General features: G+C 34.2%; 12 protein-coding genes. 8 read left to right on the forward strand and 4 right to left on the reverse strand.

The features are described 5' to 3' along the window. Positions 1-64: 64 nt before the first annotated feature. Both mfnA and ilvE read left to right on the forward strand, forming a co-directional pair. Positions 65-1219, forward strand: a complete 1155-nt coding sequence (mfnA, locus tag ACS5L2_RS09105) for a tyrosine decarboxylase MfnA (protein ID WP_459201670.1) — start codon at positions 65-67, stop codon at positions 1217-1219. A gap of 49 nt (positions 1220-1268) precedes the next feature. Then, complete coding sequence (gene ilvE / locus ACS5L2_RS09110; RefSeq protein WP_459201671.1) at positions 1269-2132, forward strand: branched-chain-amino-acid transaminase; 864 nt, start codon at positions 1269-1271, stop codon at positions 2130-2132. A gap of 76 nt (positions 2133-2208) precedes the next feature. On the opposite strand, the gene guaB is transcribed toward ilvE, so the two are convergent. Then, positions 2209-3711, reverse strand: a complete 1503-nt coding sequence (gene guaB, locus ACS5L2_RS09115) for an IMP dehydrogenase (RefSeq protein WP_459201672.1) — start codon at positions 3709-3711, stop codon at positions 2209-2211. A gap of 49 nt (positions 3712-3760) precedes the next feature. On the opposite strand from guaB, the gene ACS5L2_RS09120 reads away from it, so the two are divergent. The 6 genes from ACS5L2_RS09120 (at position 3761) to ACS5L2_RS09145 (ending at position 10995) form a co-directional block, all read left to right on the forward strand. After that, positions 3761-4099, forward strand: a complete 339-nt coding sequence (locus tag ACS5L2_RS09120) for an Sjogren's syndrome/scleroderma autoantigen 1 family protein (RefSeq protein ID WP_459201673.1) — start codon at positions 3761-3763, stop codon at positions 4097-4099. A 279-nt stretch (positions 4100-4378) separates the two neighbouring features. Continuing rightward, positions 4379-5593, forward strand: a complete 1215-nt coding sequence (thrC, locus tag ACS5L2_RS09125; RefSeq protein WP_459201674.1) for a threonine synthase — start codon at positions 4379-4381, stop codon at positions 5591-5593. 17 nt (positions 5594-5610) lie between these two features. Beyond that, positions 5611-6114: a 3-isopropylmalate dehydratase small subunit gene (locus tag ACS5L2_RS09130; RefSeq protein WP_459201675.1), complete on the forward strand. Its 504-nt coding sequence runs from the start codon at positions 5611-5613 to the stop codon at positions 6112-6114. Between the two features lie 56 nt (positions 6115-6170). Next, a complete protein-coding gene (locus tag ACS5L2_RS09135; protein ID WP_459201676.1) occupies positions 6171-7178 on the forward strand; it encodes a deoxyhypusine synthase in 1008 nt (335 codons plus the stop codon). Positions 7179-7813: 635 nt separating this feature from the next. Beyond that, positions 7814-9844, forward strand: a complete 2031-nt coding sequence (fdhF, locus tag ACS5L2_RS09140; protein WP_459201677.1) for a formate dehydrogenase subunit alpha — start codon at positions 7814-7816, stop codon at positions 9842-9844. Between the two features lie 23 nt (positions 9845-9867). Continuing rightward, positions 9868-10995 carry a Coenzyme F420 hydrogenase/dehydrogenase, beta subunit C-terminal domain gene (locus tag ACS5L2_RS09145; RefSeq protein ID WP_459201678.1) on the forward strand — a complete coding sequence of 376 codons (1128 nt, stop codon included), beginning with the start codon at positions 9868-9870 and terminating at the stop codon, positions 10993-10995. A 50-nt stretch (positions 10996-11045) separates the two neighbouring features. Here the strand turns inward: ACS5L2_RS09145 and hypF are convergent, their stop codons facing one another. From hypF to ACS5L2_RS09160, 3 genes are read right to left on the reverse strand one after another with little or no spacing between them, the layout of a single operon-like run. Further along, positions 11046-13355, reverse strand: coding sequence for a carbamoyltransferase HypF (gene hypF, locus ACS5L2_RS09150; protein ID WP_459201679.1), 2310 nt, complete (start codon positions 13353-13355; stop codon positions 11046-11048). Between the two features lie 45 nt (positions 13356-13400). After that, the gene (locus ACS5L2_RS09155) at positions 13401-14273 is read right to left on the reverse strand and encodes a topoisomerase DNA-binding C4 zinc finger domain-containing protein (protein ID WP_459201680.1); all 873 of its coding nucleotides are present in this window, start codon (positions 14271-14273) and stop codon (positions 13401-13403) included. A gap of 29 nt (positions 14274-14302) precedes the next feature. After that, on the reverse strand, positions 14303-15808 hold the full coding sequence (locus ACS5L2_RS09160; protein WP_459201681.1) for a thiamine pyrophosphate-binding protein: 1506 nt from the start codon (positions 15806-15808) through the stop codon (positions 14303-14305). Positions 15809-15825 lie beyond the last annotated feature (17 nt).

Below are 15825 nucleotides of genomic sequence, written 5' to 3' on the forward strand. Positions count from 1 at the left end.
TGCAATAATTTTATAAACAATTAAAATTAACAGAAATTAAAAAATCTTTACCGGTAGATTGCCAATGGAAGAACAGGAAATTTTAAACGAATTAAAAGAATACAGGAGTCAGGATTTAAAATACGAAGAAGGCCACATTTTAGGCTCAATGTGTACTAAACCACACCCAATATCTCGAAAAATTTCAGAAATGTTTTTTGAAACAAATTTGGGGGATCCCGGATTATTCAAAGGTACTTCAAAGCTTGAAAAAGAAGTAATTTCAATGATAGGCGGAATTTTACACAATGAAAATGCATTTGGCTATATTATTTCGGGGGGAACAGAAGCAAACCTTACGGCAATGAGGGCATTTAAGAATATTTCAAGAACAAGGGGCAAAAAGCAAAATATTATAATTCCTGAAACAGCACACTTTTCTTTTGATAAAGCAAAGGATATGATGGATTTAAACGTTATAAGGCCCCCCCTAACAGAATATTTTACAATGGATGTAAAATTTATTCGAGATTATATTGAAGATTCTAAAAACGAGATATCTGGAATTGTAGGAATTGCAGGATGCACGGAACTTGGATCAATTGACAATATTCATGAATTATCAAAAATTGCGGTAGAAAATGATATTTTACTCCATGTGGATGCTGCATTTGGCGGTTTTGTAATTCCTTTTTTAAATGAGAAGTATAAATTAAACGGATACCATTACGATTTTGATTTTTCATTAAATGGGGTTTCTTCAATTACAATCGACCCTCACAAGATGGGACTTTCTCCAATTTCTGCAGGAGGAATTTTGTTTAGAGATAATACTTTTAAAAAATATTTGGATGTAGATGCCCCGTATTTAACCGAAAAACAACAGGCAACGATAATTGGAACAAGGTCTGGAGTTGGTGTTGCGTCCACTTGGGGGATTATGAAATTACTTGGAATTGAAGGATATGAAAAACTCGTAAACGAATCAATGGAAAAAACAATGCATTTAGTAAAAAAAGCAAGGGAGTACGGTTTTGAAACTGCAATTGATCCTGTACTAAATATTGTTGCATTAAAAGATGAGAATAAGCAGGAAACGTGCATGAAACTGCGAGAGGATAACTGGTATGTTTCAGTATGCCGTTGTGTAGATGCTTTGAGGATTGTTGTAATGCCCCATCTCGAAATTGAACACATCGACGGGTTTTTAGAAAGTCTTTCAAATACAAAAAAATATTAAGAATTAAACTCTAAATTGCATTAAAAGAATTTTTGATGGTGGTTTAATCATGAAAATTTACCTTGATGGAAAATTCGTAGAGAAAGAAGATGCAAAAGTATCCGTATACGATCACGGTTTGCTTTATGGTGATGGGGTTTTTGAAGGAATTAGGGCATATGATGGAGTAGTATTTAAATTGGAAGAACATATAGAACGTCTTTATGATTCGGCAGATTCTCTTGCGATGAAAATACCTGTTTCAAAAATAGAAATGGAAGAAATTGTTATTGATACATTAAAAGCAAACGAATTAAAAGACGCATACATAAGGCTTGTTGTTACAAGGGGGGTTGGAGATTTGGGTCTTGACCCCAGAAAATGTTCAGTACCAACTGTTTTTTGTATTGCAGAAGCTATGAAACCGCTTCTTGGGGAAGATGGTATAAAAGTTATAACTTCTTCAGTAAGAAGACTGCCAGTTGATGTTTTAAACCCTGCAGTAAAATCTTTAAACTACTTAAACAGTATTTTAGCAAAAATTCAGGCAAATTACGCGGGAGTAGAGGAAGCATTTTTACTCGATAGTGAAGGGTATGTTGCGGAAGGAACCGGAGACAACGTATTTGTTATTAAAAATGGAAAACTAAAAACACCGCCTCTTTCTTCAAGTGTTTTAAAGGGAATTACACGAGATACGGTTGTAGACCTTGCAAAAGAAGCAGGTTACACAATTATCGAAGAAAAAATGACATTGCACGATTTGTTTGTGGCAGATGAAATATTTATTACTGGAACTGCAGCAGAATTAATCCACGTGGTTGAAATTGACGGAAGAAAAATCAACAATGGAAATATAGGCCCGATTACAAAAGATTTAAGCGATAGATTTAAAGAAATAAGGTCAAAAATCGGTAAAAAATATATCGAATAATATTTAATTTTTTTCAAGACATTTTAAAAATTTTTTTAACTTTTAAACTTTTTTAATAAAAAAATAAAAAAAGAATTTATTTTTCAGTATTTATTGGATAGTTTGGAGCTTCATTTGTAATTAAAACATCGTGTGGGTGGCTTTCTTTTTGTCCGCTCTGGGTGATTATTACAAATTTTGCTTTTTCATGCATTTCAGAGATATTTTGTGCACCACAGTATCCCATGGATGATCTCAAACCACCAACGAGCTGGAAGACGATGTCGCTTGTAGGTCCTTTGTATGGAACTGCACCTTCGATTCCTTCGGGAACGAGTTTTGAGTGTTTCATGTGTCCGCTTTGGAAGTACCTATCTGCAACGTTTCCAGAACTTCCGCACATTGCACCAAGGGAACCCATTCCTCTATATTGTTTGTATTTTCTTCCGTTAATCGTCATCAATAATCCTGGAGCCTCTTCTGTACCTGCTAAAAGACTTCCAACCATTACAGCGTTGGCACCAGCTGCAATTGCTTTTGCAATGTCGCCGCTGTATTTGATACCACCATCTGCAATTACTGGAACACCGTACTTTTTGGCAACTTCTGCAACTTCTGCAATTGCAGTTAATTGTGGAACCCCAACTCCTGCGACAACTCTCGTTGTACATATTGAGCCAGGCCCAATTCCAACTTTAAGTGCGTCAGCACCTGCTTTAATCAAGTCTTCTGCAGCTTCGCCGGTTGCAATGTTTCCAACGAATAATTTTGTTTTGGTTCCTTTCAACATTTCTTTTAATTTTTTGACGTTTTCTACCACTTGCATGTTATGTGCGTGTGCACAATCAATTGCAATTGCATCAGCACCTGCTAAAAGCAATGCTTCAGCTCTTTCAAAATCACTTGGACCACATGCTGCTGCAACAACGAGTTTTCCATCACTATCTCTTGCTGCATCAGGGTATTTTTTTCTTTTTAAAATATCCCTTAATGTAACCATTCCAAGTAATTCTCTGGTTTGTTTATCTAAAATAGGGAGCCTTTCAATTTTGTTTTCGTAAAGTCTGTTTAAAATTTCTTCGTAAGGCGTATCTTCATGTACGTGAAGTACTTCTTTTGTCATAACTGTTTCTACAGCCACATTTTTATCTGGAACGAATTTTAAATCTCTTGTAGTGAGAATTCCAACAAGTGTTTTGTTTTCACAAACTACTGGAAGACCACTTACGTTGTATTCGTACATTATTTTTTCAGCGTCTAAAACCGTGCTGGATGGTTCAACAGTTACTACATCCCTGATTACAAGATTTTCCGCCATTTTAACAGCTTTGATATGTTTCAACTGTTCTTCAATGGTCATGTTCCTGTGAATTACTGCAATTCCCCCTCGTCTTGCAAGGGCAATTGCTAAATCTTTTTCAGAAACGGTATCCATCGCAGCAGAAATAATCGGAATATTGAGTTTTAATCCTGCAATATCCACCGAAACATCCGTAGTTTTTGGATCAACGTAGGATCTGTTCGGAACTAATAGTACATCATCAAAAGTGTATGCTTTTTGAGCACTAACTATTTTATCTAAAAACAAAATAACCACCATTACCTTTTTTTGTATATTATTTTAATTGATATATAAATTTGGTGGTAACGTGGATGAAATCAGTATTGCTTCAAAAGAGCTTGCCAAAGGGGCAAAAATGCTTGGAAAACACTGCACTTCTTGTGGGTTTCCAATATTTGAAAAAGATGGTATTGAGTACTGTCCAAACTGCAGCGGGTCTAAAATTGAAGTTAAGGATGATTTAAAAGACTCTGAAAAATATGAAAAAGATATGCATAAACTTTCAAAAAATACCGATAAATTAAAGATAATTGACAAAAAAATCGAGTATTTATTTTTAAAATTGGATTCAGAAGAAGAAATTGGTAGAATTAACGAGATAACTTCATCAATCAAAACACTTCTGAAAATAAAGAAATATCTGTAAATTTGGAAAGAAAAAAACTTTCCTAAGAAAAAATAAGTCTTATCCAAAATGCACAATATTTACAATGGTTCATATCAATTGGTGGCATGTTAATTACTATATTAGATTCCCCAATCTTCCTATACCATTATTAGTATTTATGATTTATGATATTAAGTTTTCTAAATCGAAAGTTTTCAAGATATTTCCATCAACCATCATTTTTAAATTTATTATTTAGTGATACATTTATATTTTATAATTCGATAGTGGTATTCAATCAAAATAACAAGTGAGAATATGATTCAAAAATGCAGAGTATGCGGAAAAGAGTACGATGTTGATGCCATAATTTATAACTGCGAATGTGGCGGATTACTCGAAATTAAATACGATTTTGAAAGTATCAAAGAAAAAGTTTCAAAAGAATCCTTAAGAGAAAGAGAACTTGGCGTATGGAGATATTTAGATTATTTGCCAGTTAAAGACCCTGCAAAAATTGTAAGCCTTCACGAAGGGGGAACTCCTCTTTACAAATGTGAAAATCTCGCAAAAAAATTAGGAATGAAAGAATTATATGTTAAAAACGAAGGTGCAAATCCAACAGGAAGTTTCAAAGATAGAGGAATGACTGTTGGAGTTACAAGAGCAAATGAACTCGGTGTTGAAGTAGTAGGCTGTGCTTCAACAGGAAACACATCTGCATCCCTTGCAGCATACTCTGCAAGAGCAGGTAAAAAATGTATCGTTCTTTTACCTGGAGGAAAAGTAGCTCTTGGAAAACTTGCTCAAGCAATGTTTTACGGTGCAAAAGTTATCCAAATCAACGGAAACTTCGACGAAGCTCTTGTAATGGTTAAAAACCTTGCATTAGAAAACAAACTCTACTTATTAAACTCAGTAAACCCATTCAGACTCGAAGGTCAGAAAACAATTGGTTTTGAAATCTGCGACCAGTTAGACTTTGAAGTTCCAGACATGGTTATTTTACCTGTAGGAAACGCTGGAAACATCAGCGCAATCTGGAAAGGATTTAAAGAATTCAAAGAAACAGGAATGATTGACAAGTTACCAAAAATGACTGGAATTCAGGCAGAAGGTGCACAGCCAATCGTAAAAGCGATAAAAGCAGGACTTGATGAAATAGTTCCTGAAGAACACCCTGAAACAATCGCAACTGCAATCAGAATTGGAAACCCGGTAAACGCTGCAAAAGCGCTTGAAGCAATTAAATCTTCAGGTGGACTTGCAGAAAGCGTAAACGATGAAGAAATTATCGAAGCTCAGAAACTCCTCGCACAAACAGAAGGAATTTTTGTTGAACCTGCTTCAGCTTCGTCAATTGCGGGCCTTATCAAGTTACTAAACATGGGATTAATTAGCAAAGAGCAAAAAATCGTATGTATTACAACCGGCAACGGATTAAAAGACCCCGATGCTGCAATCAAAGCAAGTACAATGCCTACAGAAATTGAATGTGACATGGAAGTACTTAGAAAAGCAATAGAAGAATAATTAAATTGGTGGAATTTATGAAAAAGACTGTTGAAGGCAAAGCATGGGTTTTTGGAGATAATATTGATACTGATGCGATATTACCTGCAAGATACCTTGTATACACTACCGAAGAACAGCTTGCAAAATATGCAATGACTGGAACAGACCCAGAATTCCCGGAAAAAGCTACTGTTGGCGATATAATCGTTGGCGGCAAGAATTTCGGTTGTGGAAGTTCAAGAGAACACGCTCCAATTGGTTTGAAAGGTTTAGGAATTTCAATGGTTATTGCAGAGAGTTTTGCAAGAATCTTTTACAGAAATTCCATCAATATCGGATTTCCGTTATTGGAATGTAAAGATATTTCAAAACACGTAAAAGAAGGCGACGTTTTAAGAGTAGACCTTGATAAAGGTACTATCAAAAACGTTACAACCGGTGCTGAATTAACTGGCCAAAATCTTCCAGACTTCATGATGGAAATCTTAAACAATGGCGGATTAATGCCACATTTGAAGAAAAAGATTTCAAAAGCTTAAATTTTTTTATTTAGTTTTTATTTTATTATTTTTTACATTATTTTTCGGTGATTTTTATGTCAGATCCAAAAAATGTAGTTTTTAAGGAAAGCGAAGATTTAAATGGTGTTTTTATCGAAGGGCCCGATTTTGATAAAACTATCGATTTAAAAGACGTTTTAACAGATTATTATGAAAAAATAGGTTTTCAAGCAACCCACCTTGGAAAAGCAGTTAAAATCTGGAAACAAATCGAAGAAATTCGAAAAGATGAAGAAGTAGTAGTCTTCATGGGTTATACTTCAAACATGGTGTCTTCAGGTCTTCGAGAAATTATTTCATACCTTGTAAAGCACAAAAAAGTTGATGTACTTGTTACTACCGCAGGTGGAATCGAAGAAGATTTTATAAAATGCATAAAGCCCTTTGTTCTTGGAGAATGGGATGTATCGGGTTCAGAACTTAGAGAAAAAGGAATAAACAGGATTGGAAATGTATATGTTCCAAATGATAGGTACATTGAATTTGAAACATATATGACTAAATTTTTCGAAACCCTTTCTAAAAAACAGCAGGATGAAAATAGAATAATAAGTGCAAGCGAGTTTTGCTTTGAACTTGGAAGATTCATGGATGAAAACTTAGGACAAGAAAAAGAAAAATCTATTATCTATTGGGCTTATGTGAATAAAATACCAATATTCTGTCCTGCAATTACCGATGGGTCAATTGGAGATATGCTCTACTTCTTTAAAAAGAACGAAACAGGATCAGATTTAAAAATAGACGTTGCAAGCGACATTGTAAAATTAAACGACATGGCAATTGACGCAAATAAAACTGCATGCATTGTTTTGGGTGGATCCCTTCCAAAACATAGCATAATAAATGCAAATCTATTCAGGGAAGGAACTGATTATGCGATATACATTACAACCGCAGTTCCATGGGATGGTTCATTAAGCGGTGCACCACCGGAAGAAGGTGTTTCATGGGGTAAAATTCAAGAAAAAGCAGATTTCGTAGAAATTTGGGCAGACGCAACGATAGTATTTCCAATGCTCGTTTACGGAGTATTTAAATAAATCTAATAAAATCGATTTTAAATTTTTTTAAATTTTTGAAAAAAGCTCTTTTAAAAGGATATAAAGAAAAGATATTTCTTGATATCTTTCTATTGTTGGGACAAATATTTTGGGTGATCTTTAAAAGTGGAATATGAATGTCACTTTTTAAGATGTGCAACTATTGCACGTTACAATATGTATCCCCAGTAATATATATAGATTACTATATCGATTGAGGTAATGAGTATATAAATAACTGATCAGTTAAAATTTAAAAACGATTATATGGCTGATTATATCGGATATATGGAATTTTGGGAGTTATTTTTCTTTTTTAAGGTTTTTATAGTTACTATCCATCTATTAATAAACTTTTTAACGAGTAATAAATATGTATTAATAATTTCTAATTACATAAAATCGATAAGTAATTATATGTAGTAAACATATATGTGTGGGTGTGGCCCCACAAGACCACAATATTCACAATGGAACAAGAAAAGTTTTGAGATAGATTTCTGAAATTTTTCTCAAAAATATTTTTAAACTCATTTTTAACCTTGAATTGGGGATTTACAGGCTTTTAAATTTTTAAATTAGCCTGAATTTTCAATTCTTGGTTAAAATAAGTATAACAAATAAAAGGTGGAATAATGACCGAATTTAAGGTTGTTCATACCATATGCCCCTACTGTGGAACGGGTTGCGGTATTGACCTCGTAGTTAAGGACAGTAAAGTAGTAGATTCCCACCCTTTCAAGAGACACCCTGTAAACGAGGGTAAAGTCTGTATAAAAGGTAATTACTGCTATGAATTTGTTCATAGTGAAGACAGGCTTACAAAACCACTCATTAAGAAAAATGGGGAGTTTATTGAAGCGACCTGGGATGAAGCACTTGATTTAATAGCTGGAAAGTTAAAACAGTATGCTCCTGATGAAGTAGCATTCTTTTCATGTGCGAGAGGTGCAAATGAAGAGAGCTACGCTTTACAGAAATTTGCAAGAACAGTGATGAAAACGAACAACGTAGATCACTGTGCAAGGATATGACACGCACCAACAGTTGTAGGGCTCGGAGAATGTTTCGGGTCAGGTGCAATGACCAATTCAATCACCGATTTAGCACAAGCAGATGTACTGCTTATCTACGGCTCCAATACTTTTGAAGCTCACCCTTTAATAGCAAGAAGTATTGTAAAAGCTAAAGAAAAAGGAACAAAAATAATTGCAATTGATCCAAGGACAACACACACTGCAAAAATGGCAGATTTGCATTTAAAGCTTATTCCTGGATCAAACATTGATTTAATAAATACTATCACGAATATCATCATCCAAGAAGGAATGGCTGATGAAGAATTTATTAAAAACAGAACCGAAGGTTACGATGAACTAAAAGATGTAGTTTCAAAGTATACTCTCGAAAAAACAGCAAAACTTTCGGGAATACCTGCAGAAACAATTCTCGAAGCAGCAAGAATGTACGGAAGTGCAGAAAATGCAGCTATAATGTATTGTTTAGGTGTTACTGAATATACATTCGGTGTAGATAACGTTAAATCCTGCTGTAACCTTGCAATGGTTACCGGAAACCTTGGAAGACCTGGAACGGGTGTAAACCCATTAAGAGGTCAGAATAACGTTCAAGGTGCATGTGATATGGGTGCACTTCCAAACGTATTCCCCGGATACCAGAAAGTTGGGGAAGCTTATGAAAAACTCGAAGATTTATGGGAAACCGCAGATTTAAATAGGGAAATTGGCTTAACAAGCCCCGAAGTTTTACATGAAGCTGGAAAACAGATAAAATACCTTCACATTGTTGGGGAAGACCCAATGGTTGCTGATGCAGATATAAACCACGTTGAAAAAGCTCTGAAAAGCTTAGATTTCTTTGTAGTTCAGGATATATTCTTAACGGAAACTGCAAAACTTGCAGATGTTGTACTCCCTGCAGCTTGCTGGGCTGAAAAGGACGGAACATTCACAAATTCCGAAAGAAGAGTACAGAGAATCAGAAAAGCAGTTGATGCACCTGGAGACGCACTTCCAGACTGGCTTATTATTAGAAAGCTTGCTGAAAAAATGGGTGCTGGTGAAAAACTCAATTTCAAAAGTGCATCAGAAATATTCGATGAAATGGCAAAAGTTATTCCACAATATGCGGGAATGTCTTTTGAAAGACTCGGTATTGATGGACTCCAATGGCCATGTAAAACCCCAGAAGACCCTGGAACACCGATTCTTCATAAAGAAAAATTCTTAAGACCAAATGGACTTGGTAAATTTGTTCCAGTTGAACATAAAGATGCTGACGAGTTAATCGATGAAGAATACCCACTTATACTCACTACTGGAAGAATAATATTCCACTACAACTCTGGAACAATGACTCGAAGGTGTGAGAGCATCACAAACGAGATTGATGAAAACTTCATCGAAATAAACACTGAAGATGCTAAAAGTTTAGGGATAAAAGACGGAGAAAAAGTTAGGGTTTCGTCAAGAAGGGGAACAGTAAGTGCAAATGCTAGAGTAACTGAAAACGTCATAAAAGGAGTAGTTTACATGTCATTCCACTTTTTAGAGGAAGCTACAAATAAACTAACAAATTCCGCATATGATCCAGTATCAAAAACCGCAGAACTCAAAATATGTGCCGTTAAAGTTGAAAAAATTTAATAATTATTTTTGAGGTGATTTAAATGAGCTATTATTTAGTTCAGTCAACGGACGAAGATATTTTAAAGCATGCGGAATGTGGTGGGGCAGTTACTGCATTTTTCAAGTACCTTCTTGATAAAAAAATAGTTGATGGAGTTTTGGCACTTAAAAAAGGAGTCGACGTTTACGATGGAGTTCCTTATTTAGTTACCGACTCGAAAGAACTGGTGGAAACTTGCGGTTCACTTCACTGCGCTCCAACAATGTTTGGAAAAATGATTAGCAAGCACTTGAAAGATATGAATCTTGCAGTATCTGTAAAGCCATGTGATGCAATGGCAATAAAAGAGCTTGAAAAAAGACATCAAATCGATAAAGACAAAATCTACACAATTGGATTGAACTGTGGTGGAACCGTACCTCCACAAACTGCAAAAAAGATGATCGAACTCTTTTATGATGTAGATCCAAGAGATGTAATCAAAGAAGAAATCGATAAAGGAAAATTCATAATTGAATTAAAAGATGGAAGCGAAAAATCCGTCAAAATCGATGAACTCGAAGAAGAAGGATACGGAAGAAGAACAAACTGCCAGAGATGCGAATTAAAAGTTCCAAGAAATTCAGACCTCGCTTGTGGAAACTGGGGTACTGAAAAAGGATGGACTTTCGTAGAAGTTGGTTCCGAAAAAGGAGAAGAATTACTTAAAAACGCGCAAAAAGAAGGCTATATAAATGTTAAAGCACCTTCTGAAAAAGCGCTTGAAATAAGGGGAAAAATCGAAAAATCAATGATTAACCTCGGTAAAAAATTCCAAAAAGAACAGTTGGATGAAAAGTACCCTTCAAATGAAAAATGGAATGAATACTGGAATAGATGTATAAAATGCTACGGTTGTAGGGACGTATGTCCAATATGCTTCTGCAAAGAATGTGCTTTAGGTGAAGATTATCTTGATAAAGGAACAATACCACCTGATCCAATAATGTTTCAGGGAATAAGGCTTTCACACATGAGTTTCAGCTGTATAAACTGCGGACAGTGTGAAGACGTATGTCCTGTAGAAATTCCACTATCAAAAATATACCACAGGGCACAACAGAAAATACAAGAAACAACAGGATTTGTACCAGGAATTGATGACAGCATGCCATTTTTATATAAATAATGATAGTTACAGGTAATGCATACTTCTTTTTTTCTTTTTTTTAAAATAAATTAATTAGAATTTAAAAGATATCCAATAGCTTGACCAAATGAAATTCCGCCGTCCCCATTTGGAATTCGCTCATGAATTAGTGGTTTTAAAGATTCTTTTTTAATGTTTTCAACGATTCTTTCAGAAATTATTTTGTTGTACGAAACTCCGCCAGTTAGTCCGATATATTCTATTTTATGTTTTTTTGCAGTTTCAATTGCAATTTTTGATAGTCCATCTGCAATTGCAATATGGATGAAATATGCTATTTTTTCAATTTTTTCATTGTTATTTAACATTTCAAGTGCTTTAACGACCAATGAAGTAGTATCGAGTATATTATCTTCAATTTTTAGCGAATCTTCTACTAAATTTTCAATATCCAAGATTTTTCCAGTATATGTATTTGCAAGTGCTTCAAGCCTTATTGAGGGTTCACCATCGTATGTTTTCTCAAAACAAAGAGAAACAAGTGCAGAAATCGAGTCAAGAATTCTTCCAGTTGACGTAGTTTTTGAAACATTGATATTTTTTTCAAGTTGGAACAATATTAATTTCAGCTCTTTTTCTGAAAAGTAGTTATATCCTTTAATAATTTCAGAAACGTTTAAATTAGTTTTATTTAGTATTGAAGCGAGCATTCTGAGAGGATATTTTGATGCAAGATCTGCTCCTGGCTGAATCTGTTCTTCAAGATGTCCAGTTCTTTCAATTTTTCCGTTCTCAAATAAAAATACTTCTCCACCCCAGATATTTCCATCGCTACCATATCCAAGACCATCAATTGCAATTGTGACGTTATTTTCAAAAATATCTGAGTCTCCCATCAACGAATAGCAATGGCTTTCATGGTGCTGAACTTGCGTTACAGGAATTTTGTATTTTTCTCCGAGTTCTTTTGCAAAAATCGTTGAATTAAAAGAAGGGTGTAAATCGCAAACTATTGCATCGATTTTATTCGTGTTCGTAATTTTTATTAAATTTTCAACAGCTTTCTTTAAATAATTAAATGTCTCGTATTTTCCAGTGTTTCCAATATACTGCGTTAAATAAAACTTGTTATTTTTAACCAAACACGCAACAGAGTTTAATTCCGGGCCAAGCGCAAGAATGTTTTTTGAATTATTTTCAATTTTTTCATAATTTACTTCAACTGGTTCTGGAGCAAAGCCTCTTGAACGCCTTAAAAGTTCCATTTTTCCATTTATTTCTTTTAAAACGCTGTCATCACATCGGTTCACAATTTTTCGATTGTGGAGTAAAAAATAATCTGCAATATTTCCCAATTTTTCTAAAATTTGACCATTATCTATTGACATTGGAAGTCCCGGCAGGTTTGCAGACGTCATTATATATCCAATCTGGTCAGTATTTTCAAAAAGAAGATAGTGAAGTCCCGAATAAGGAAGCATTACTCCAATAGTGTTCAAATTTGAAACGTGTTCTGAAAAATATTTTTCGTAAAATTCATTTTTTTTCAAGGCAACGATTGGTTTTTTTGGAGATTTAATTGCATTAAGTTCATTTTCATCAATTTTTGAAAATAAATCAAGATACTCTTCCCGACTCATAATTGCAAACGCCTGAGTTGGTCTATTAAGTCTTTTTCGAAGTTCTAAAACCGATTTATCAGAATTAATCGAACAAACGAGATGCGTTCCACCAATTCCCTTTATTGCAAGAATTTTTCCATTTTCAAGGAATTTAACAGCATCTGCAATATCATTACTTCTTATTTTTCCAGAATTGTCAGTTATGAATATTTCTGGCCCGCAATCGTCACAGCAAGTGGCCTGAGCGTGAAACCTTCTATTTTCTGGATTTTTATATTCTTCAATACAGTTTTCACACAATGGAAAATCTTTCATTGAAGTGTTTTCTCGGTCATATGGCAGTTTTTCAATGACTGTAAACCTTGGGCCGCAGTTTGTACATGCGGTGAACGCGTAATCAGATCTTCTGTCTTTTTTATCCATTATTTCTTTTAAACATTCATCACATATCGAAATATCTGGTGGAATAGTTCCTTCTTCCTCAATTTCGGAAGTATCACTTAATTTTATTGTAAAATCGTTGTAAATTTTGTTTAAATTTTCATCCATATCTTCAATTGAAATGTTATCGATCTTTGATAGTGGCGGTTTTTCGAGTTTTAAATCTGATAAAAAAGCATCAATATTCTTCAATTCCCCAGAAACAACTATTTCAACGTAATTTCCCATGTTTTTAACATAACCTTTCAGGTCATTTTTTTTAGCAATTTTATATACAAATGGCCTAAAACCAACGCCCTGAACGATGCCTTTGACATCTATTCGTTTTGTAGTCATTGAAACGTCACCAAAATAAATCGATAATTAAAAAAAAGAATTATTTTATTTTTTATTTAAAAATCGCCTGTACAAACATGTTGGATAGGAGGAGCATCCTAAAAATTCTCCTTTTTTAGTTCTTATGAGCCTTAACTTTTCCCCACACCAAGGACAGGTATTTTCATCGTTATGTTTTTTCAACTCTTCGGCAAGCGAATATCCTGAAGTACAGAGTCTTTCACCGTTGTATCTAACGACACTGTTTACTGTGTCAACGTAGATGAGGTAGTTTTCGAAAACTTCTGTATTTTCAAGGTCTATCGTTAAGTCGCAGTCTTCTTCAACGAAACCTTTTGTTAATTCCATCTGAGTTTTCAAAGGAAGTAACCAGTATCCTTGACCGGAATAGTTGAATAATTTACCTTTGTATTTTAATCTGCCGATTAACCAGTTGTAATCTCTATCAGCAATGTACTGAGCACTTTCTTCAACAGATTCAAAGACATTTCTATCTTTCATTCTTTCTAAAACTTCGATTGTATGTGCATCTCCTCTTTTGTACTCTTCAAGGAGCATACTTTTGAAAGTGTTTATAAATTCAGTTTTTCCTATTTTTATTCCGAGTAATAGGCCGTTAAATCCGTTTGCAACAACGTATTTTTCTTTTTCAACAATTGTATCTTTACAGAATCTGAAGTAAACTCTGGCATTTATGTATTTATTGCCGTTTTCTGAAGTTCCTTTTTTTAAAACGAAGTTTGTCCTGTAATTTTCAGTAAGCCCGTAGTAGAATACCGGTTTTTTACCATTTTTAAGTCCTACAATTGTAATAAGGTTTTCAGGAACCATCCAGTTCTGAGTCCACGTTTTTCTACCCATTTCAGTCACATTAAAGTGAATATTGCTTGTAAGGGTTTCAAATAATTCGTTTGACATATTTTCACCGAATAAGTTATGTGTTAATTTTAAATAAACGGTTTTGGAAGTTTTTCATTTTCGCATTCTACAACCATAACGTATGGAATGCTCTTTTTTAAGAAGTAAGATACATTTTCACCGATTTCATCGCTATTTTGAATGTAAACATTTTCAATTCCGTATGCATCCGCAATTTTATTGAAATCGGGCGTATTGATTTTGCCAAACATGTTTAAATGATTGTTTTTCATCACTACAATAAGTATTTTTAAGTTGTTTTCAGCTACAGTTCCAAGTTCTTGGATATTCATCTGAAAACCGCCGTCTCCACTAATGGAAACGACTTCTCGGTTTATATTGTAATCATTGCATCCAAATTTGACACCAATTGAAGCGGGAAGTCCAAAGCCCATGGTGCCCATTGAATGAGAAGAAATGATATTTCGTGGAGCCACACATTTTTTTAATAAAGAAACGAAAACAGTGTGATTTCCAGCATCCGTAGTTATTATTGTATCTTTTGGTAAATTTTCCAATATTTCATGGATTTTAGTAGAATAGTCGCCGAATTTAAATTCGTTTCGGCTTAAATCTTGTCCGGACGGCTTAATGTGGCCGGAAGAAAAGTTTTCATTAAATGTATTTACAATAGTCTTAATGTCGTTGGTACTATTGATACCTAAATTAAGGGGAATTACATTATATAAAATTTTATCCCTTATGCTTTCTGGAAGTGTATTGTACGAAAGACTTGCACCTATTGAAAATACCGCATCGCTTTTTAAAATGAGTTCGTTTGAATTTAAACTTCCCCTTCTTCCAACCATGCCACAGACATTTTCAAAATTCTCATCAACAACTCCTCTTGCAGGATAAGTTGTTAATATTGGAATTTGAAGCTTTTTTAAAATTTCACCAATTTCAAGAATTTCAAAATACGTTAAATTGCCATAAATTCCCTGTCCAATGAGTAAAACTGGATTTTTAGCGTTTTTGTGTTTTTTTATCGTCGAAAAAGCATTTTCAATCGATTCAGTATTTTTATCGTTAAAATCTGTTTCTGACCCATTAACCTCTTGATTGTAGATATCTGCAGGGATGTTTATTGAAACTGGTTTTTTAAGTTCATAACTATCATTATAAGAATTTATTAAATATTTGGAATCAGGATTTTCAACAAAATACCCTTTTTCAAAATTCAAAAAATCCATTGGAATTTCTTGAAAATAATTCTTATCGATATAATTTTTAGAACACCTGCCTGTAAGTGCGAGAATTGAAGAAGAATCTTTAAATGCAGTTGCAATTCCGGTAGTTAAATTTGTAGCACCTGGGCCAGCAGTTGCAAGGCAAATACCAACTTCATTTGTAATTCTAAAATACCCATCAGCGGCATGAGCCGAAGCCTGTTCATGTTTTACATCGATACAGTTTATTTTCGAATTTTCATGAAGTGTCCTATAAATTGGAAGAATCTGCTCTCCAGGATATGCGAAAACAGATTTAACGCCTTTATTTTCAAAAAAATCTATCATAAAATCCAAATATTTCATAAAATCCCCATTTTAAA

It is taken from the genome of Methanococcus mangrovi (assembly GCF_054506835.1).